The 18,612-nt window shown below is 60.5% G+C and carries 19 protein-coding genes; 5 read left to right on the top strand and 14 right to left on the bottom strand.

Going from position 1 to position 18,612, the window contains the following annotated elements; genetic code table 11:
- Positions 1 to 49: 49 nt before the first annotated feature.
- On the bottom strand, positions 50 to 271 hold the full coding sequence (locus NE357_RS19880; protein WP_085710733.1) for a YgdI/YgdR family lipoprotein: 222 nt from the start codon (positions 269 to 271) through the stop codon (positions 50 to 52).
- Positions 272 to 349: 78 nt separating this feature from the next.
- Positions 350 to 952, bottom strand: coding sequence for a molybdenum cofactor guanylyltransferase MobA (gene mobA, locus NE357_RS19875; protein ID WP_169431298.1), 603 nt, complete (start codon positions 950 to 952; stop codon positions 350 to 352).
- Positions 953 to 1,033: 81 nt separating this feature from the next.
- Here mobA and moaB point away from each other — a divergent pair, with 81 nt between their 5' ends.
- Complete coding sequence (gene moaB / locus NE357_RS19870) at positions 1,034 to 1,573, top strand: molybdenum cofactor biosynthesis protein B (RefSeq protein ID WP_169431297.1); 540 nt, start codon at positions 1,034 to 1,036, stop codon at positions 1,571 to 1,573.
- Positions 1,557 to 2,783, top strand: a complete 1,227-nt coding sequence (locus tag NE357_RS19865; RefSeq protein WP_169431296.1) for a molybdopterin molybdotransferase MoeA — start codon at positions 1,557 to 1,559, stop codon at positions 2,781 to 2,783. Before moaB ends, NE357_RS19865 begins: the two co-directional genes overlap by 17 nt.
- Before the next feature lie 42 nt (positions 2,784 to 2,825).
- On the opposite strand, the gene NE357_RS19860 is transcribed toward NE357_RS19865, so the two are convergent.
- On the bottom strand, positions 2,826 to 3,134 hold the full coding sequence (locus tag NE357_RS19860) for a hypothetical protein (RefSeq protein ID WP_169431295.1): 309 nt from the start codon (positions 3,132 to 3,134) through the stop codon (positions 2,826 to 2,828).
- Between the two features lie 316 nt (positions 3,135 to 3,450).
- Between NE357_RS19860 and yegS the strand changes: the two genes are divergently transcribed.
- Complete coding sequence (gene yegS, locus NE357_RS19855; RefSeq protein ID WP_169431294.1) at positions 3,451 to 4,368, top strand: lipid kinase YegS; 918 nt, start codon at positions 3,451 to 3,453, stop codon at positions 4,366 to 4,368.
- On the opposite strand, the gene NE357_RS19850 is transcribed toward yegS, so the two are convergent.
- The 3 genes from NE357_RS19850 to NE357_RS19840 form a co-directional block, all read right to left on the bottom strand.
- Positions 4,352 to 5,011: a response regulator gene (locus NE357_RS19850; RefSeq protein WP_096821098.1), complete on the bottom strand. Its 660-nt coding sequence runs from the start codon at positions 5,009 to 5,011 to the stop codon at positions 4,352 to 4,354. The two genes, yegS and NE357_RS19850, sit on opposite strands and share 17 nt — an antisense overlap.
- The gene (locus tag NE357_RS19845; RefSeq protein WP_169432676.1) at positions 5,008 to 5,901 is read right to left on the bottom strand and encodes a sensor histidine kinase; all 894 of its coding nucleotides are present in this window, start codon (positions 5,899 to 5,901) and stop codon (positions 5,008 to 5,010) included. Before NE357_RS19845 ends, NE357_RS19850 begins: the two co-directional genes overlap by 4 nt.
- 492 nt (positions 5,902 to 6,393) lie before the next feature.
- Positions 6,394 to 6,864 carry a hypothetical protein gene (locus NE357_RS19840; protein WP_169431293.1) on the bottom strand — a complete coding sequence of 157 codons (471 nt, stop codon included), beginning with the start codon at positions 6,862 to 6,864 and terminating at the stop codon, positions 6,394 to 6,396.
- Positions 6,865 to 7,321: 457 nt separating this feature from the next.
- On the opposite strand from NE357_RS19840, the gene NE357_RS19835 reads away from it, so the two are divergent.
- Together NE357_RS19835 and NE357_RS19830 are read left to right on the top strand one after the other, a co-directional pair.
- Positions 7,322 to 8,257 (top strand): chemotaxis protein CheV, encoded by a 936-nt coding sequence (locus NE357_RS19835; protein WP_085710725.1) that lies wholly within the window; start codon positions 7,322 to 7,324, stop codon positions 8,255 to 8,257.
- A gap of 90 nt (positions 8,258 to 8,347) precedes the next feature.
- Entirely contained in the window at positions 8,348 to 9,154 is an 807-nt protein-coding gene (locus tag NE357_RS19830; RefSeq protein WP_169431292.1) for an MOSC domain-containing protein, read from the top strand.
- A gap of 71 nt (positions 9,155 to 9,225) precedes the next feature.
- On the opposite strand, the gene ppnP is transcribed toward NE357_RS19830, so the two are convergent.
- The 8 genes from ppnP to NE357_RS19790 all read right to left on the bottom strand — a co-directional run bounded on the left by ppnP (position 9,226) and on the right by NE357_RS19790 (position 18,506).
- The gene (ppnP, locus tag NE357_RS19825; RefSeq protein WP_007940055.1) at positions 9,226 to 9,510 is read right to left on the bottom strand and encodes a pyrimidine/purine nucleoside phosphorylase; all 285 of its coding nucleotides are present in this window, start codon (positions 9,508 to 9,510) and stop codon (positions 9,226 to 9,228) included.
- Positions 9,511 to 9,591: 81 nt separating this feature from the next.
- Positions 9,592 to 10,134, bottom strand: a complete 543-nt coding sequence (locus NE357_RS19820; RefSeq protein WP_169431291.1) for an exonuclease domain-containing protein — start codon at positions 10,132 to 10,134, stop codon at positions 9,592 to 9,594.
- A gap of 69 nt (positions 10,135 to 10,203) precedes the next feature.
- Positions 10,204 to 12,165 carry an acetyl/propionyl/methylcrotonyl-CoA carboxylase subunit alpha gene (locus NE357_RS19815; RefSeq protein ID WP_169431290.1) on the bottom strand — a complete coding sequence of 654 codons (1,962 nt, stop codon included), beginning with the start codon at positions 12,163 to 12,165 and terminating at the stop codon, positions 10,204 to 10,206.
- 68 nt (positions 12,166 to 12,233) lie between these two features.
- Positions 12,234 to 13,031, bottom strand: coding sequence for an enoyl-CoA hydratase/isomerase family protein (locus NE357_RS19810; RefSeq protein ID WP_169431289.1), 798 nt, complete (start codon positions 13,029 to 13,031; stop codon positions 12,234 to 12,236).
- A complete protein-coding gene (gene atuD, locus NE357_RS19805; RefSeq protein ID WP_169431288.1) occupies positions 13,028 to 14,185 on the bottom strand; it encodes a citronellyl-CoA dehydrogenase in 1,158 nt (385 codons plus the stop codon). The genes NE357_RS19810 and atuD overlap by 4 nt, the downstream gene beginning before the upstream one ends.
- 28 nt (positions 14,186 to 14,213) lie before the next feature.
- Positions 14,214 to 15,830 carry a geranyl-CoA carboxylase subunit beta gene (atuC, locus tag NE357_RS19800; protein WP_169431287.1) on the bottom strand — a complete coding sequence of 539 codons (1,617 nt, stop codon included), beginning with the start codon at positions 15,828 to 15,830 and terminating at the stop codon, positions 14,214 to 14,216.
- A gap of 3 nt (positions 15,831 to 15,833) precedes the next feature.
- Entirely contained in the window at positions 15,834 to 16,703 is an 870-nt protein-coding gene (locus NE357_RS19795; RefSeq protein ID WP_169431286.1) for an SDR family oxidoreductase, read from the bottom strand.
- 12 nt (positions 16,704 to 16,715) lie between these two features.
- A complete protein-coding gene (locus tag NE357_RS19790; RefSeq protein WP_169431285.1) occupies positions 16,716 to 18,506 on the bottom strand; it encodes an acyclic terpene utilization AtuA family protein in 1,791 nt (596 codons plus the stop codon).
- Positions 18,507 to 18,612: the final 106 nt, after the last annotated feature.

Genomic DNA, 18,612 nt, shown 5'->3' with positions numbered 1-18,612 from the left:
GCCCACGAAAAAGCCCGCATCATGCGGGCTTTTTCGTGTCAGGGGGCGCTTACAGCTCTTTAACGGTGCGAACCTGATCCTTGTTGATGCGAGTCTGCTTGCCGTCCAGTTGCTCGAACTCGTAGAAGCCCGAATCCTTGTCGTATTTAGGCGAGTCGACGGCCTGGATTTCGCGACCGTCATTCAAGGTGATCACCGTTGGCGAAGCGCAACCGGCGAGGGTGGCCAGGCCCAGTGCGAGCATGAAAGTGGCGAGAGTCCGTTGAGTCATGTGTTTGTCTCCGAAGGGAATTCTTTTGGTTACTGAACTTGTAGACGTATGCAAGGCGTGAGAGTTCCTTGAATGCGGTCAGTCTGACACAGTGTTATGAGAGCTTAACAGTTCCGGGGTATTGAGATTGGCCAGTCGCGGGTCGTTGTCCGGGCAGATCAGAGCCTGGGCGCCAAGGCTGCGCATGAGCCGGCCCGGGCTGCGTTCTCCTTCGTGCCAGGCGTCTTCGAACGCTGGCAGCAGCGCCACCGGGATGACGCAAAGCAAGGGTTCCCAGTGGTCATCATGACGCAGCATCAACGGATTTTCAGGGTACAGGCTGGCGGTCTCGCGCATTTCCTGGAGCAAGGGGAGGTCGATTCGCGGTACATCACAAGGCAGGACCAGCAAGTGGGTGTGGCGGGCAGCGCGCAAACCTGCGCGAATACCGGCCAGCGGCCCCGGAAAGTCCTCCACGTCATCGCTCACCAGTTGATCTGCGAAAGATGCGTAACGTTCATGATTGCGGTTGCAGGAGATGATCAGGTCATCCGTCATGGGGCGTACCTTGCGCTGCAGATGAGCGATCAGCGGTTCGCCCTGCCACTCGACGAGTCCCTTGTCCTGGCCGCCCATGCGCTGGCCGCGTCCGCCGGCCAGCAAGAGGACGGAGCAGGGTGGCAATAGCGTATTCGAAGTCATGGCGACTCTCCGCAGGTTCGGCGAAAAAATGGAGCGCTGTGATATAACACCGGGCTGTTTCCCCTACAACTGGACGAGCCTATGAAAGCCAAGGCTGATGTACCTTTCGCACCGCTCAATATCGCGGTACTCACAGTCAGTGACACCCGTACGCTGGAAACCGATACCTCCGGCCAGATTTTCGTCGACCGTTTGACCGCTGCCGGCCATAACCTGGCTGAGCGGGTATTGCTCAAAGATGACCTCTACAAAATCCGTGCACAAGTCGCCCATTGGATCGCCGAAGACGTCGTGCAAGTGGTGCTGATCACTGGAGGCACCGGGTTTACCGGTCGAGACAGCACGCCGGAAGCCGTTGCATGCCTGCTCGACAAACAAGTCGATGGTTTTGGTGAGCTGTTCCGCCAGATTTCGGTGGCCGATATCGGCACTTCCACTGTGCAATCCCGGGCATTGGCGGGGCTGGCCAACGGTACGCTAGTCTGCTGCCTGCCGGGCTCGACCAACGCGGTACGCACCGGTTGGGACGGCATCCTGGCCGAGCAACTGGATTCACGGCACCGCCCGTGCAATTTCGTCCCTCATCTGAAACAGGCGGCTCCCTGTGAATCCCGCGGGTAAGCCTGGCAAGACCGGCAGCCTGATGCCGGTCGAGGAAGCATTGGCGCGTCTGCTGGAAATGGCGGACGCCTCGCGGATTGTCGAATCCGAGTATCTGCCACTGGCGCAGGTCGAGGGCCGGGTGCTGGCACAGGATCTGGTTTCGACACTGGATCTGCCGCCATGGCCCAACAGTGCCATGGACGGTTATGCCCTGAACCTGGCCGACCGGACCGGTGAGACGATGCCTGTCAGTCAGAAGATTTTTGCCGGTCAGGCGCCTGAACCGCTGGAGCCGGGCACCTGTGCCCGTATCTTTACAGGGGCACCCGTTCCGCCGGGCGCCGATTGCGTCGAGATGCAGGAAAACGCCGTGATCGAGTCCGACGGACGAGTGCGGTTTATCGAGCCCATGGTGTCCGGTCAGAACATCCGTCCGCAGGGACAGGAAACCACCGTCGGCGAGTTGATCCTGTCTGCCGGAACCCGTCTCGGTCCGATCGAGCAAGGGTTGGCGGCGTCTTTGGGCTGCGCCGGCCTTGATGTGGTCCGCAAGATCCGCGTGGCAGTATTGTCCACTGGTGATGAGCTGGTTGAACCGGGAACGGCACTGGGTCCGGGGCAGATTTACAACAGCAACCGGGTGGTGCTGTGCAGCTGGCTGCAGCGATTGGGCTGTGAAGTGCTGGATGCCGGGATTCTTCCGGATGACTTGCCCACCACCCGCGCACGTCTTGGGGAGCTCAAGGAGGCCGATCTGATTCTGTCGACCGGAGGCGTATCGGTTGGGGAAGCGGATTTCCTTGGCGTTGCGCTGAGGGAAGAGGGAGAGCTGACACTCTGGAAGCTGGCAATCAAACCCGGGAAACCTTTGACTGTCGGTCACTTTCGAAGTGTTCCGGTCATCGGCCTGCCTGGTAATCCGGCATCCACCCTGGTGACCTTTGCGCTGTTGACCAAGCCCTATCTGCTGCGTCGCCAGGGTGTGCAGGATGTAGAACCTCTCAAGTTTCCAGTACCGGCTGGATTCGTCTGGCCCCAGGCCGGCAATCGGCGTGAGTTCCTGCGGGGACGCATGGAACAGGGGCACGCAACCATCTACCGAAACCAGAGTTCAGGTGTTCTGCGTAGCGCCGCCTGGGCTGATGGGTTGGTAGAAGTGCAGGAGGGGCGCACCCTGATCCAGGGAGAGATGGTGCCCTTTATTCCTCTGAGTGACCTTCTCGGCTGAACATTGAAATGCAGGCCCGGCGGGGGCCTGCATTTCTGTAAGTCATCGGCTGATCAGTGTCACGAGCTGGTCGAAGCGGCTATTGGCAACCCAGCCCAACAATCCAAGGACCACTGCTGTGGCGCCCGCAGAGTAGGCGAGACGGTGTTTGATGGCTTTGACGTCTCCTTTTACTTCGTCCATGTCACGGCGGATATATTTGAGGTGGGTTTCCAGCTCGGTGACACGAGGGTCCATGATTTTTTCTCCAGTGTTTTTGGCGCTGCTCTTGAATTCGGATTGATGGCAGGCGCGACTGCCGGAGAGGGGGGCAACCGGACTTGCTGTCATTCTTGCTTCATGACTGTGCATGGAAAATTCCGCCTGCCGCCATGAGTTTCTGCCGGCAGAAACTGATTCTCGAATGATCTAAAGTCCGGGTGATGTTTTGACTCATTACCTGCACGTCCTTGTGTGTTATCGGGTTAAAGATTACTGCCTCAGAACCACAGTGTACGAATGGTCAGGACGGGTCAATTGAGCCGATTCCTTACATTTCGTACGAAAAAATACCGCCTTGTAGGACGAGGAAGCCGCGCCGCTGGAAATACTTGGGATTGCGGCGGCTCTTTTACGTGCTGTGAAGGTCAAGATGTCCCGAACTGATTTAATAACGGGAGTGGCCAAGATGGATGAGCGCAGGGCATTGCTGATTCTGCATGGCAAGCAGGCACTTAACGAAGCGGTTCGCGCCGCCGTTGAACACAAACGCAAGCAGGGCTGGGAATTGGCGGTACGTCTGACCTGGGAGGCCGGTGATGCCCAGCGTCTGGTGGAAGAGGCGCTGGCGGCCGGATACAGGCAGATCATCGCTGGCGGCGGTGATGGCACTTTGCGCGATATCGCCGAGGCGTTGGCGGCTCATTCACACAAGGCCAGTCTGGTATTGTTGCCGCTGGGAACCGCCAACGATTTTTCCCGCGCGGCCGGTATTCCTCTGGAGCCGGCCGAAGCGCTCGAGTTGCTCGATAGACCTCCACGTGAAATCGATCTTGGCGAAGTGGGCGGGCAGATATTCCTGAACATGGCCACCGGTGGATTTGGCAGCCAGGTCACTGCCAACACCTCGGAGGATCTGAAAAAAGTGCTGGGGGGCGCGGCCTATCTGTTTACGGGACTGTCGCGATTCAGTGAACTGCGTACCGCCTATGGCGAATTACAGGGACCGGGCTTCCACTGGAGCGGTGAAATGCTCGCGCTGGGCATCGGTAACGGTCGCCAGGCGGGTGGAGGGCATGTCTTGTGTCCGGAGGCGCTGGTGAACGACGGTCTGCTGGATATCAGTATCCTGCCGGCACCGCAGGAGTTGGTCGGGACACTGAAAAGCCTGCTCAGCGACGGTTTCGGCATCGACAACATGTTTGTGCGCGCGCGTTTGCCCTGGGTTGAAATCAAGGCCGCCGAAGGGCTCTGCATCAATCTCGATGGCGAGCCGCTGGAAGGTGACAATCTGCGGTTTGCCGCGCGCCCGGCGGCGTTGCGTATGCATTTGCCGGAGAACTCACCGCTGTTGAGCGGTACGCGGCGGGTCAGTCGTCCAGGCTGATGATCTGTTCCCGCACGGCAAACAGCACCAGTCCTGCCACGTCGTAGATCTGCAGGCGTTTCATGATTTGCGAGCGGTGGGTTTCCACGGTCTTGATGCTCAGGCCCAGGCCATTGGCGATCTCGCGTGTGGACTTGCCGCGCACGATCAGGCGCAAAATTTCCAGTTGGCGGGCCGTGAGGTTATGCGAGTCGGCGACTTCCGGTTGCAGCTTCTGGTTGCGGGTCAGCGCCTGATTGATCACCGTGTGGGCGATGGCGGGGCTCAGGTAGCGTTCGTTGTTGCGCAGCGCTTCCAGTGCATGCTCCAGTTCGGTGGCGGTGGTGTCCTTGAGCAGATAGCCATGGGCACCGGACTCCAGCGCCTGCATGATCAGGGCAGGGTCGGTATGCATCGAAAGGATCAGCACTTTGCTGTGCGGGCGGACTCGTCTGAGTCGCTGCAAGGCTTCGAGGCCGCCGGTTTCTTTCATGGAAATGTCCAGAAGGACGATATCGGGATTCAGTTGCTCGACCATTTCAAGCAACTGCGAGCCGTCATTGGCCTCGCCGATTACCGCATAGCCCGGAATATCCAGCACCAGAGCGCGCACGCCGGCTCTGATCAGCGAGTGGTCATCCACCAGAAGTAAGTTACAAGTCAACGCATAACCTTATTCGTACTGGCCCGCTCGAGTGCCCTTGGCGCCCAGGGGAATAGTGCTTCGATTTGAGTGCCTTTGTCCGGCTCGCTCGTCACGTTCAGGGTGCCGCCCAGTTGCTCGATTCTTTCGGCCATCCCGGCCATCCCTCGTTGCCCTTCACGACCGGGATCGGCAGCCGGGGCAAAACCCAGACCGTCATCGCTGATCAGCAGGGTCAGGCCTTGCTGAAGACGCTGTACGCGGATCAGCAGGTTTTTGGCCTGCGCATGACGCAGGATGTTGGTCACCGCTTCCTGAGTGATTCGAAAGGCCGCGACCGCCATTTCTTCAGGAATGCCATTGAGTCGCTGCTGGCAGTCGAGACTCCAGTGAATCGAGGTATTGGCCAGGGTCTTGAGCAAGTGCGCGCGCAGGCTGGCTTCCAGGCCGAGGCTAGTCAGTTGCCGCGGGTTGAGAATGGCCGAAACGTCGCGGACTTTGTCGAGGGTTTCCTCAAGGGTGTCACAGAGTGCCGAGCACTGTTCCTGGAGATCGTCCGGCAGGCGTCGCCTGAGCCATTCGCTCTGCAGTTTGGCGGCGGTCAGCAGCTGACCGATGTCGTCATGCAGTTCGCGACTGAGACGATGACGTTCGTTTTCCTGCACTTCGAGCAAGCGGTCGGCCAGCTCCTGGGGCTGGAACTTGATCGATTTTCGCGACAGGCGATGCTGTGTCCAGACGCAACCTGCGGCTGCGACATTGATCAGCAGCAAACCAATCGACACCGGCGCGGCCAAGCCATAAGTCAACAGGCTGCCGGCCGCCGCGCCAATGCAGAGCATGAGCGTGAACCGGCGTGCGTTTTCTCGGGAGGGAGGCCATGTGATGATTGACTTGAGGCTGGCGTACATAGCGGATGGAGCCAATGGATGTTCGCTGCGGGCAGACCGGTCTGAGTGACTGGCGGTCTCTGTCTGAAAATACTGTGGTTCAGGCTGTTGATTCAACAAGGTTCAGTGATCGGTAATTGACTGCCAACTTTGCTGCAGACCGGTCATTGAAGTCACTGTGCCATTAAGTGAAAGCAACTAACGGGCGGCATAATACCACTTAACATACCGTTGGTCGCGTTCACCCTATATGTCCGAAGAGTCAGGAAATACGCCATGTTGGACGCGAGTTCCATAATGGAAAAAGTTGATTTGCCGAACCCGATAATTATCCATGTAATCCGAAGTTTTCATTTCTCATACACGGGTAAACCCTGACTTCAGTGGTGGTGAGTCTGGATGTGTGAAACATGATTATTTGTTTGGAGGTGTCGCGGGCAGGCATGAGTTAATCAATTGCGACATTCGATGCTTCAAACTAACGGTGTTGCAAAGGACGCCAGGTGCTCGCGTTTAAGCTTGTCGCTCCGAGTAAGACACGAGGGACAGGGGTTTGCCTTTGAGTGGTGGCTGAAACTGGCTCTGTCCGACCTGAAAGGCGAACGCTTCGATGAGGGACGTCTGCTCGCTGTCGTCCAGGCTCAACTGGCCGGTGCTCGGGTCGATCAGTTCAAGCTGCCAGGCCATCAAGGTGAAGCAGTCCTTCAGGGCATCCAGAGCCTCGGCATGCAGGTCGACACGGTCCTGTGCCTGGCTGAGCAGGCCATGCAGGTGCAGAGAGAATTCGGAGACCGCCTCCAGCGCCAGGGCATCGGCCTTGTTCGCCAGCTTGAGGAGGGTGCTGAGCATGCAGTCGATGGCGTCCCTGTCATTGCTGATCAGTTGCAAGTGACTCAGGCACTCTTCGGACTTGGCCAGGAGCATTTCAGCCTCGACGAGAAATTCGGGGAACCGCTGTGCCCACTCTTTACGGTCGTTCGGCATGCTTATCTCCACAACGTCATGTCTGATGAGCGAATGTCGTGTGTGTCGACGATCATGAACCGTCGTGAGATCGCGCCCTGCAGAGCCGAGGAGGCTGGTGCCGGGGGTTTCGAGAGGAGAGGGTTCCACTGACCTGCGATCGCACACAAAAGCCTGACTCCGTTCATGCAATGAGAATGGCGTCACATTAATGGCTATTGGATATTGCGAACATCAGGTTGGGCCTGATTGTTCCTAGGGGAATCCCTTAGGCACGGGAACCTGCCGCGCAAACCGTGGTCGCGCCGCAGAGAATGTAGCAGATGAAGTCACGGGGCCAGTAAAGCATGATGTTAATGTGACATCAATGCTTCCTCATGGCATTTTGTAGGTGATTTGTATGGGGATCAAGATCGGCTGGAGTCAGCCGATAACCCTCTTTAATGAATTCACCAGTACAAGCCCCAGGAGTCATTTGATGGCCGGCATTCTCGATACGGTAGACCAACGCACGCAACTGGTGGGTGAGAATCGCCTGGAAATTCTCATGTTTCGACTGGCCGGGCGCCAATTGTTCGCGATCAACGTGTTCAAGGTCCAGGAAGTCCTGCAACTGCCCAAGCTGACCCTGATGCCCCAGCGTCATCCGTTTGTCTGCGGTGTGGTCAACCTGCGCGGTCAGACCCTGCCGGTGATCGACCTGTCGCAGGCCATCGGCATGCGTCCTCTGGTGCCGGGCCCCAACAGCACGATCATCGTCACCGAGTACAACCGCTCGGTGCAGGCGTTCCTCGTCGGTGGCGTGGATCGCATCGTCAACATGAACTGGGAAGCCATCCTGCCGCCACCGACCAGTGCCGGCCGACAGCACTACCTGACCGCCATCAGCAAGGTCGACGATCAACTGGTGGAAATCATCGACGTCGAGAAAGTCCTCGCTGAAATCGTTCCCTATAACGCCAAGGTGTCCCGCGACAAGCTCGAAGACCCGGTTCTGGAGCGGGCTCGCGGTCGTGAGGTGCTGTTGGTGGACGACTCCAATGTGGCCCTGTCGCAACTGCGCGACACCCTCGGCCAGTTGGGCGTGAAAATGCACATTGCCAGTGACGGTCTGAAAGCCCTGAACATGCTCAAGGCGTGGGCGGATACAGGGGTCAACATGACTGACAAGCTGTTGATGATCTTCACCGACGCGGAAATGCCGGAAATGGACGGCTATCGCCTGACCACCGAAATCCGCAACGACCCGCGTCTGCGTGGCCTGTATGTGGTGCTGCATACCTCGCTGTCCGGCAGCTTCAACGATTCGATGGTGAAGAAGGTCGGTTGCGACAACTTCCTCTCCAAGTTCCAGCCGGACAAACTGGTCGATGTGGTGCGCCAGCGTCTGATGCTCGACGAAGTACCGGCCTGATCAACTTGTCGAGGCTGATCCGGCGTCAGACTTTGATTCGGCGACAAAGCTCATATAGGGTGGCGTTTTTCACCCACCAGGGAGCTGGCCATGCTGCGTCTGAGCGCGCTTTATCGTTACCCGTTGAAATCCGCCAAGGGCGAGGTCCTGCAAGGGATTGGTCTGGACAAACTGGGGCTTGAGGGCGACCGACGCTGGATGCTGGTAGACGAGGCCAGCGGGCGCTTCCTGACTCAGCGTGCCGAAGCGAAGATGAGCCAATTGTCGGCGCTGTGGAATGCCGACGGTGGCCTGAACCTCGAGGCGCCGGGGCATTCGGCGATTGATATCGCGCTGCCTGGCAACGAAGCCGAACTGCGCGGCGTGACCATCTGGCGCGACACCCTGCGTGTGCCGGATGCCGGCGAAGAAGCGGCCCGTTGGGTCAGCGAGTTCATTGGCAAACCGACCCGGCTGGTGCAAGTGCCGCTGGACCGCGCCCGGACGACTCAGGCCGGGTATGGCAACGATGACGACCAGGTGGCCTTCGCCGACGGTTTCCCGCTGCTGCTGATTGGCGAGGCATCGCTGCAGCATTTGTCGCAGGAAGTCGGACGTCCGCTGGAAATGCTGCGGTTCCGGCCGAATCTGGTGATCGAGGGCAGCGAGGCGTATGCCGAGGATGGCTGGAAGCGCATCCGCATCGGTGATGTCGAGTTCCGCGTGGTCAAGTCGTGTTCACGCTGCATTCTCACCACCATCGACCCGCAGACAGGCGAGCGCAGCGCCGATCGCGAGCCATTGGCGACGCTGCAGAAGACCCGCGCCCAGGCCGACGGTGCAATGTTCGGTCAAAACCTGGTCAATGACAGCAATGGCCGACTCGAAGTCGGCATGCCTGTGGAAATCCTCGAGTAATCTGCCCCGAAACGAAAAATGCCCGTGTCCTTGGACACGGGCATTTTTCATGGCCGCAGAAAACCGGGATCTCAGCCGCGGTATTCGCACAGGTAAGCGGTGTCGACGGCCACTTTCAGCTGGAACTTGCTGTTGGCTGGCACGTTGAACTGGCTGCCGGCGGCGAAAGTTTCCCAGTCGCTGCTGTCCGGCAGTTTGACGGTCAGTGCACCCGAAACCACGTGCATGATTTCACGCTGGCTGGTGCCGAATTCGTATTCGCCCGGGGCCATGACGCCGATGGTCGCAGGGCCTTCAGCAGTGCCGAAAGCGATCGACTTGACGGTGCCGTCGAAGTACTCGTTGACTTTAAACATGGGCGATTCCTCTCGAAAAGGGCTTAAAAGGGTCAAAAAGGTCGGCCAGTATGCACAAGGCTCATGGCGCCGTCACCTGCGCTAGAGCGGCAGCACCAGCGGCAATAATCGGGCGGTATTGCGCGCATCTTCCAGCGCCCGGTGCTGCTGACCGGTGAACTGCATACCCGCCAGTTGCAGCGCGCCATTGAGTCCCAGGGGCCGTTCGAGGCGTCGGGCCTTGGCAAAACGCTGTTTGAGGTTCATGTGCGGCACACGGTTCAGCGCACTGTCGAGTTGCAGGCGCTGCCATTCCTGAAGCAATTGCCTGCGGTCGTAGTCGCCCCAACTGGCCCAGCCTTCAAGACGAGTCTGGTGCTGACCGAGCCAGCGCTCGAACGCCGGCCAGACTTCGGTCAGCGGTTGCGCGGCGTCAATGTTGGCCTGGGTGATGTGGGTGAGTTCGCGACAGAACGGCGTCAGCAGGGGCCGACGCACCGGTTTGACGAAGCGCTGAAAGTGGTCCTGCTCGCGACCGGCGCGATCCACCAGGGTGGCGCCGATCTCGATGATTTCCATTTCCGTAACCGGCCAGCCACCCTCATCGGTGGTGGCTTCCAGATCAATGACCAGCCAATGGGGCATCGCAGGGTTCCTGATTTCCGCGTCCTGATAGTCAGAGCGTAGTCAAACCTTGCGGATGCGTTTGACCACTCACTCGACCTGCAACAGAACCTGACGATTTTTGACCTGATCGCCGACCTTGACCTGCACCCGCTTGAGCACGCCGTCGATGCCGGCCTTGAGCGGGTGCTCCATTTTCATCGCCTCCAGCACCACCAGCAACTGACCTTTGCTGACCGGGCTGCCTTCGCTGACAAGCACGTCGATGATTGCGCCATCCATCGGAGCTTTCAAGGTGCCGGAGCTGACGCTGGTCTGACTGTCGATCACCGCATGAGTTCGATCCACCAGGCGCAGGCTGCCGGGGCGGGTGAATAGCCAGAGCTGGTCGTCGTGCAGGCGATAGGCGTGGCGCTGGCGCAGGCCTTCGATTTCCAGGGATATCGAGCGTTCGCTGTATTCGATGAGCTTCAGTTCGAAGGCTCGTTCAGCCACCTGAACCCGAACGATGCCATCCGGGGCGGCAAGCAATTGCACACTCCACGCCTGATCGTCGAGACCCAGCCGATAGTGCAATGGCGCCCCGGCATTGTTGCGCCAACCGGCCAAGGGTGAACGATGCGCCCCGGCGCAGGATTGATAAAACAGCAACGCCGCAACCGCGAGTTCTTCGGCACTCGGTTTATGGGGATGCAGACAAGGATGGTCGGCGAAATGCTGCGGGATAAACCCGGTGCCGAATTCGCCGCTGATGAACTGCGGATGCTGCAACAGACTGGCCAGCAGTCGCTGATTGCTCTGCACACCCAGCAACACGCTGTCCTGTACCGCACGCAGCAATTTGCGCCGGGCTTCTTCGCGGGTTGCGCCGTGGGCGATCAGTTTCCCGAGCAACGGGTCGTAGAACGGTGAGATCGACTGCCCTTCGATCAGGCCGTGATCAATCCGCGCACCGCGATCCAGTGCCGGCGCCCAGACTTCGACACGCCCGGTCTGCGGCAGAAAATCCTGGGCCGGATCTTCGGCGTAGAGGCGCACTTCCATGGCATGGCCATCGAGCTTCACCTGCGCTTGGGTCAGCGGCAGCGGCTGGCCTTCGGCGACCGACAGTTGCCAAGCCACCAGATCCAGCCCGGTAATCAATTCAGTCACCGGGTGCTCGACCTGCAACCGGGTGTTCATCTCCAGAAAGTAGAACCGGCCATCGGCATCAAGCAAAAACTCCACGGTGCCGGCGCCGACATAGTTCACCGCACGCCCGGCCTTGAGCGCCGCTTCGCCCATCGCCTGACGCAGTTTTTCGGTCATCACCGGACAAGGCGCTTCTTCGATCACTTTCTGGTGGCGGCGCTGAATCGAACAGTCGCGCTCGCCGAGGTAGATCAGGTTGCCGTGGTGGTCGCCGAACAACTGCACCTCGACGTGACGCGGTTCGATCAGCGCCTGTTCGAGAATCAGTTCGTCGCTGCCGAAGCCGTTCAAGGCTTCCGAGCGGGCCGTGCGCAACTGCGCCGGCAGTTCCTCGGCGCTGTGCACCAGACGCATGCCGCGCCCGCCACCGCCGGCGCTGGCCTTGATCATCAACGGGTAACCGATGCGTTCGGCTTCGCGGGTCAGCGTTGCGTCATCCTGCTCGGCGCCCTGATAGCCGGCGATGCACGGCACACCGGCGGCGAGCATGGCGATTTTCGACTGGCGTTTGCTGCCCATCAGTTTGATGGCTTCGACGCTGGGGCCGATGAACGTCAGGCCGGCCTGTTCGCAGGCACGGGCGAACTCGGCGTTTTCCGAGAGAAAACCATAGCCGGGATGGATCGCGTCGGCACCGCTGCGCCGGGCGGCGTCGAGGATGGCCGGGATGTTCAGGTAGGACTGCTGCACGGACGCCGGGCCGATGTTCACCGCCTCATCCGCCATTTGGACATGCAGCGCATTGGCGTCGGCGTCGCTGAACACCGCAACCGTGCGATAGCCCAGAGCCTGGGCGGTGAGCTGGATGCGGCAGGCGATTTCACCGCGGTTGGCGATCAGGATTTTGTGGATGACGGGCATGGTGGTTTTTCCTGAATGTTGGCGGTGGATTGAAGGGCCTCATCGCGGGCAAGCCCGCTCCCACAGAGTCAGGTGCTCCATCCGGGTTTGCGCTTTTGCACGAACGCCATCGTGCCTTCTATGCCTTCGGCACCGGTCACCGCTTCGCTGAACCACTGCGCCGCTTCATCCAGCAATTCGTTCGATGGCTGGCCGGCGCTGGCCAGCAAGAGTTTCTTGGTGGTGGCATTCGCTTCGGGAGCACAGCACAGGACATGCTGCAACACCTCGTCCAGCCGCTCGGCCAACGCCTGTGGATCCTCTTCGACAAAATGCACCAGCCCCAGACGCCGTGCCTGATGACCGTCGAATCGTGCAGCGGTCAGCGCCAGGCGCCGGGCTTCGGTGAGGCCGATGCGTTGCACTACAAACGGCGCGATCTGTGCCGGCAACAGACCGAGACTGGTTTCCGGCAGGCCGAATTGCGCCTGATGATCGGCCATCGCGATATCGCTCACGCACGCCAGTCCGAAACCGCCCCCGAGCACCGCGCCCTGCAGCACGGTGATCAACACTTGTGGCGCGTGCTGGGCTTCTTCCAGCATCGACCCGAAGGCACGGTTCAACTCGCGATAGGCATCGCTGCCCTGAGCGCGGGCGTTGGCCATGTCCTTGATGTCGCCGCCGGCACAGAAATGCCCGCCGGCGCCGCTGAGCACCAACGCGCGCACGCTGCGGTCATCGCGCACGGCGGCGAAAATCGAACGCAGCTCGGCGACCATCTGCAGGCTCATGGCGTTGCGGTTTTCCGGGCGATTGAGGGTGATGTGCAGCACGCCGTTATGGGGTTCCAGCAACAGCGTCTGGCAAACGGGCAGGGTGGTCATTTCTTTTTCCCCGGCAGGATGCCCATCAGTTTGCAGATGATCCCCAGCATGATTTCGTCGGCGCCCCCGCCAATCGATACCAGACGCACGTCGCGGTAGGCGCGGGCCACCGGGTTGTCCCACATGAAGCCCATGCCGCCCCAGTATTGCAGGCAACTGTCGCTGACTTCGCGGCCGAGGCGCCCGGCCTTGAGTTTGGCCATCGAGGCCAGTCGGGTGACATCCTGGCCTTTCACGTATTGCTCGGTGGCCTGATAGACCAGCGCTCGCAGGCATTCGATTTCGGTCTGCAATTCGGCGAGGCGGAAGTGGATCACCTGATTGTCGATCAGCGCGTTGCCGAAGGTCTTGCGTTCCTTGCAGTACTCGATGGTGCTGTCGATGCAATATTCCAGGCCCTTGATCATGTTGGCCGCGCCGAACAGGCGTTCTTCCTGGAATTGCAGCATTTGCATCATGAACCCGGCGCCTTCATGGCCGATGCGATTGCGCTGGGGCACGCGCACGTTGTCGAAAAACACCTGGGCGGTTTCCGAGCTGCGCATGCCGAGCTTGTCGAGGTGCGAACTGAGGCTGATGCCCGGCGTGTTCATCGGCACCATGATCAGCGACTTGTTGATGTGCGGTTTGTCGTCCGAGGTGTTGGCCAGCAGGCAGATGAAGTCGGCGCTCGGCGAGTTGGTGATCCACATCTTGCTGCCGTTGATCACATAGTCGTCCCCGTCCTTGCGTGCGGTGGTCTTGAGCCCGGCGACATCGGAACCGGCACCGACTTCCGACACGCCGATGCAACCGACCTGTTCACCGGTGATCGCCGGGCGCAGGAATTCCTCGCGCAACTCATCGGAACCGAAGCGGGCGAGGGCGGGAGTGCACATGTCGGTCTGCACGCCGATCGACATCGGAATGCCGCCGCAATGGATGGTGCCGAACTCTTCGGCCGCGACGATCGAATAGCTGTAATCCAGGCCCATGCCGCCGAATTTCTCCGGCTTGGAAATCCCCAACAGGCCGAGGTCGCCGGCCTTGCGGAAAATCTCGTGGATCGGAAAACGTCCGGCCTTTTCCCATTCATCGACGTGGGGGTTGATCTCGTGCTCGACGAACTGGCGGACGGTACGGCGCAGGGCTTCGTGTTCCGGGGTGAAGATCATTTTATTGTTCTCCTTGAGTCCGTGGCGATCAGAACCGGCTGACGCCGAAGCTGTTGGGTTGCAACGTGCGGATGCCGGCTTCGTGGCAGATGTCCAGCAAGTAACCGAGCAGGGTGCGGGTGTCGCGTGGATCGATCAGCCCGTCGTCCCACAGGTTGGCGCTGCCATAGAGGGCGGTGGACTGGCTGTCGAGTTTCTGTGCGGTGACCTGCTCCAGCATGTCGAGCATTTTCGGGTCGGGCGCCAGGCCGTCCTTCAACTGCTTGGCTTCGGTGACGATACGCAACACCTTGCCGGCCTGGGCGCCACCCATCACGGCGGTACGGCTGTTGGGCCAGGCGAAAATGAAGCGCGGATCAAGCCCGCGTCCGCACATTGCGTAGTTGCCCGCGCCATAGGAACCGCCGACCACAATGGTCAGTTTCGGCACCCGCGCATTGGCCACGGCCTGGATCAGTTTCGAGCCGTGCTTGATCACGCCGTGCTGTTCCGATTCGGTGCCGACCATGAACCCGGTGGTGTTATGGAAAAACAGCAGCGGCGTCTGGCTCTGGTCACACAGTTGAATGAACTGCGCGGCCTTGCTCGCGCCGTTGGGCGTGATCGGGCCGTTGTTGCCGATGAAACCGCAGGCGCGGCCCTGAATTTTCAGGTGGCCGCAAACGGTCTGCTGATCGAACTCGCCCTTGAACTCCATGAAGCGCGATTCGTCGGCGATCCGCGCAATGATTTCGCGCACGTCGTAAGGTTTTTTCGGGTCGTCCGGGATCAGGCCGAGCAGCTCGTCGATGGGGTACAACGGTTCCTTGAATTGCGGCTCAGGCAGCCACGGCAGTTGCTCGTTCCAGTTCAGCAGGCTGACGATTTCCCGCACCTGACGCACGCCGTCGGCATCGTTTTCGGCCAGGTATTCGGCGGTGCCGGCGACTTGTGCGTGCATCTCGGCGCCGCCCAGTTCTTCGTCCGTGGCAACTTCACCGGTCGCTGCTTTTAGCAATGGAGGACCTGCGAGAAACAGCTTGGCCTTGCCGCGCACCACCACCACGTAATCCGACAGCCCCGGCTGATAGGCGCCGCCGGCGGTGGCCGAACCGTGCACCACGGTGATCTGCGGCAAACCCATGGCGGACATGCGCGCCTGATTGGCAAAACTGCGCGCACCTTCGACGAAAATCTCCGCCGCATAATTGAGGTTGGCGCCGCCGCTTTCGGCGAGGGTGATGACCGGCAGTTTGTTTTCCTGGGCAATCTGTTGCAGACGCAGGGATTTTTTCAGGCCCGACGGGGAAATCGTCCCGCCCTTGATCGCGCTGTTGTTCGCCACGATCAAGGCGCGAACGCCGGACACGTAACCGATGCCGGCGATCAAGCCGCCACCGGCCGAGCTGCCGTCCTTGTCGTCGTGCAGCTTGTAGCCGGCCAGGCTCGCCAGTTCGAGGAAGGGCGCGCCGGGGTCGAGCAACAGATTCAGGCGCTCACGGGGCAGCAATTGTCCGCGTTTGTCGAATTTGGGCTTGGCTTCGGCAGCCTTGTTCAGCAGGTTCTGTTCCAGCTGCTGGACTTGCTCGATGGCCGCAAGCATCGCTGCGCGGTTGCGGGCGAAGGCTTCGCTGTGCGGATCGAGCTGGGATTGAATGACCGGCATGGCTTACTCCTTGTCCTTCAAGACATCCGGTATATAGGCCCGGTGAAAACCGTTGAAGGATTTGCTGTGGGTCGCCTTGTGCAGCGGCCAGGCGCGACTGCCCAGGCTGGCGGCGCCGTCGATGCGCAAGGTGCTGCCGCTGACGAACGCGGCAGCCGGGCTGAGCAGAAACACGATCGCCGCGCTGACTTCCGATTCCGTGCCGATGCGCTTGAGCGGCACGTGTTCGCGCAAGGTCGGGATCACGGCCTTGAACGCGCCTTCGTAAGTGTCCATGCCGCTGGAAGCGATCCAGCCCGGTGCCACCGCATTCACCCGAACGCCGGCATAACCCCATTCGAACGCCGCGGTTTTGGTGAAGTTGTCCATGCCCGACCGCGCGGCACCGGAGTGGCCCATGCCGGGCATGCCGCCCCACATGTCGGCGAGCATGTTGACGATGTTGCCGCCGTGTTTGCTCATCGACTGATTGAACACTTCCCGGGCCATCAGGAAACCGCCGACCAGATTGGTGCGCAGCACGGTTTCGAAACCTTTCTGGTTGATCGAGGCCAGGGGCGAGGGGTACTGGCCGCCGGCATTGTTGACCAGCCCGTGGATCGGCCCGTGTTCGCGGATCAGTTCGCTGACCAGTGCCTTCACGGCTTCTTCATCGCGGATATCACACGCTTTCCAGTGCGCACGACCACCGTCCTCGGCAATTTCGGCGGCAACGGCTTGCAGCTTTTCCGGTTTGCGTCCGACCAGCACCACGTTGGCCCCGAGCGCCGCCAGTTCATGGGCGGTGCATCGCCCGATGCCGCTGCCGCCACCGGTGACGATCACGGTCTGACCGCTGAACAGATCAGCCCGGAAAATCGATTCATACGCCATGGTGCCAATCCTCTAGTCGAACTGTTCGGCGATGCTCTGCGGCACCGGGATCTGGATTTCCAGTAGTTGTTGGGCGAAAGCCTTGCCTTGCGGGTCGATGCGCAGACTCGCCACGCCGCCACCACCGAGGGCGTTTTCCAGCAGGAAATTCAGGCTGTGAGTACCCGGCAGATACCAGCGCTCGACCCGGCCTTGAATCGGGTCGAGGACATGACTCATCCAGTCGACAACCACCGCCGGGGTCAGCGCTTCGGCAATCCACGGCAGGTATTCGGGGCGGCGCGGCAGTACGCCGATGTTGCTGTGATTGCCTTTGTCGCCGGAGCGCGCCACCGCCAGTTTCACCAACGCTACGCTGGCGTCGGCGCGGCCCTGGGGGCCAGGCGTTTCGTGGGGCAGGGGCAGATCCTGGCTGTCGAGTGGGGTGGGGGCGGGCAGGGCGAACGGATGAGAATGGCCGTCGATGTCGATCTGCAATGTGCAGGCGCTTTTGTCGATCAGGAACGAGAACAGCCGGATCAGCGGATACACCGTCGGACGCCCGCCGACGATGCCGGTCAGCCCCGGTGCCATGCCGGTCGCGGCCTGGGCGATTTCCCGGGAGAACAGGATCAGCGCCTGTTTGTTCGGGTGGCGCACGGCGAGTTTGATCACCACTTCGCGGCTGTCCCGGCGCTGGCCGTGAGGGCCGTAGGTGGCTTCGCTGCCAAGCAGCTCGATATGGGTTTCGGTGTAAGGGCCCCAGCCGCGTTGCTCGAGCATTTCCGAAGTCTTGTCGATGATCGCCTGACTGACGCGCCGAGCCTTTTCCACCGCATCGATGCCGGCGATCAGGCAACTGGCGGTACAGCGGAAACCGTCCGGGTATGTCGCGCTGACCTTGTATTTGTCGCTGGGTGGCAGGCCTTTGGCGCCGTGGACCCGAACCGCGTTCTTGCCTTGTTGCTGAAGTTTGACCTGACTGAAATCGCAGACCACATCGGGCAACAGATAGGCCTGTGGATCGCCGATCTCGTAAAGCATCTGTTCGCCGACGGTCAGCGGCGTGACCAATCCGCCGGAGCCTTCGGGTTTGCTGACGATGAACTGGCCGTCGGCGCTGACTTCGACGATCGGAAAGCCGATGTGTTCGTAATCCGGCACGTCGCGCCAATCGGTGAAGTTGCCGCCGGTGCACTGCGCGCCGCATTCGATGATGTGCCCGGCCAGGGCGGCTTGCGCGAGTTTGTCGTAGTCGTGCCACGACCAGCCGAATTCATGCGCCAGTGCGGCGCTGACCACTGCGCTGTCGACCACCCGGCCTGTAATCACAATATCGGCGCCCAGGCGCAGCGCTTCGACAATGCCCGGCGCGCCGAGGTAGGCGTTGATCGACACGCACGTCGGCGGCAGCGGGGCGCCGCTGAACATTTCCGTGATGCCTTGGGAGGCGAGGTGTTTGAAGTGAGGTTGCAGGTCATCGCCCGACAGCACGGCGATTTTCAGTGCCACGCCGGCCTTGTCGCAGGCCGCTTGCAGGGCGGCGGCACAGGCCTGGGGATTGACCCCGCCGGCATTGCTGATGACGCGTATCTTCTGTTCGGCCAGTTGCGGCAGCAGGGGCGCCAGGACTTCGATGAAGTCCCCGGCGAACCCAGCCTGCGGGTCCTTCATTCGCGCGCCGGCCATGATCGACATCGTGATCTCGGCCAGGTAGTCGAACACCAGATAATCCAGCTTTCCACCGGCTACAAGCTGCGCGGCGGCGGTCGAGGTGTCTCCCCAGAATGCGCTGGCGCATCCGATGCGAACCGTGGTGGGCATTTTCATCTCCGACTCAGCAACCTGTGACAGAAGTGCATCGAGGCTACCAAGCAAGCGCTTGGTTTGTAAACAGGCGAAATTATCTTCTGCCCAAGCGCTTGCTTGG

This window comes from Pseudomonas sp. G7(2022), from assembly GCF_052660475.1.
Note: the sequence above shows the minus strand (reverse complement) of the source record. Positions and strands in the feature narration are given on the sequence as shown.

Excerpts from the sequence above, each read along its gene's own strand:
- NE357_RS19880 (WP_085710733.1), bottom strand. The coding sequence starts at position 271 with ATGACTCAACGGACTCTCGCCACTTTCATGCTCGCACTGGGCCTGGCC.
- mobA (WP_169431298.1), bottom strand. The coding sequence starts at position 952 with ATGACTTCGAATACGCTATTGCCACCCTGCTCCGTCCTCTTGCTGGCC.
- moaB (WP_169431297.1), top strand. The coding sequence starts at position 1,034 with ATGAAAGCCAAGGCTGATGTACCTTTCGCACCGCTCAATATCGCGGTA.
- NE357_RS19860 (WP_169431295.1), bottom strand. The coding sequence starts at position 3,134 with ATGCACAGTCATGAAGCAAGAATGACAGCAAGTCCGGTTGCCCCCCTC.
- yegS (WP_169431294.1), top strand. The coding sequence starts at position 3,451 with ATGGATGAGCGCAGGGCATTGCTGATTCTGCATGGCAAGCAGGCACTT.
- NE357_RS19845 (WP_169432676.1), bottom strand. The coding sequence starts at position 5,901 with ATGTACGCCAGCCTCAAGTCAATCATCACATGGCCTCCCTCCCGAGAA.
- NE357_RS19840 (WP_169431293.1), bottom strand. The coding sequence starts at position 6,864 with ATGCCGAACGACCGTAAAGAGTGGGCACAGCGGTTCCCCGAATTTCTC.
- NE357_RS19835 (WP_085710725.1), top strand. The coding sequence starts at position 7,322 with ATGGCCGGCATTCTCGATACGGTAGACCAACGCACGCAACTGGTGGGT.
- NE357_RS19830 (WP_169431292.1), top strand. The coding sequence starts at position 8,348 with ATGCTGCGTCTGAGCGCGCTTTATCGTTACCCGTTGAAATCCGCCAAG.
- ppnP (WP_007940055.1), bottom strand. The coding sequence starts at position 9,510 with ATGTTTAAAGTCAACGAGTACTTCGACGGCACCGTCAAGTCGATCGCT.
- NE357_RS19820 (WP_169431291.1), bottom strand. The coding sequence starts at position 10,134 with ATGCCCCATTGGCTGGTCATTGATCTGGAAGCCACCACCGATGAGGGT.
- NE357_RS19815 (WP_169431290.1), bottom strand. The coding sequence starts at position 12,165 with ATGCCCGTCATCCACAAAATCCTGATCGCCAACCGCGGTGAAATCGCC.
- NE357_RS19810 (WP_169431289.1), bottom strand. The coding sequence starts at position 13,031 with ATGACCACCCTGCCCGTTTGCCAGACGCTGTTGCTGGAACCCCATAAC.
- atuD (WP_169431288.1), bottom strand. The coding sequence starts at position 14,185 with ATGATCTTCACCCCGGAACACGAAGCCCTGCGCCGTACCGTCCGCCAG.
- atuC (WP_169431287.1), bottom strand. The coding sequence starts at position 15,830 with ATGCCGGTCATTCAATCCCAGCTCGATCCGCACAGCGAAGCCTTCGCC.
- NE357_RS19795 (WP_169431286.1), bottom strand. The coding sequence starts at position 16,703 with ATGGCGTATGAATCGATTTTCCGGGCTGATCTGTTCAGCGGTCAGACC.
- NE357_RS19790 (WP_169431285.1), bottom strand. The coding sequence starts at position 18,506 with ATGCCCACCACGGTTCGCATCGGATGCGCCAGCGCATTCTGGGGAGAC.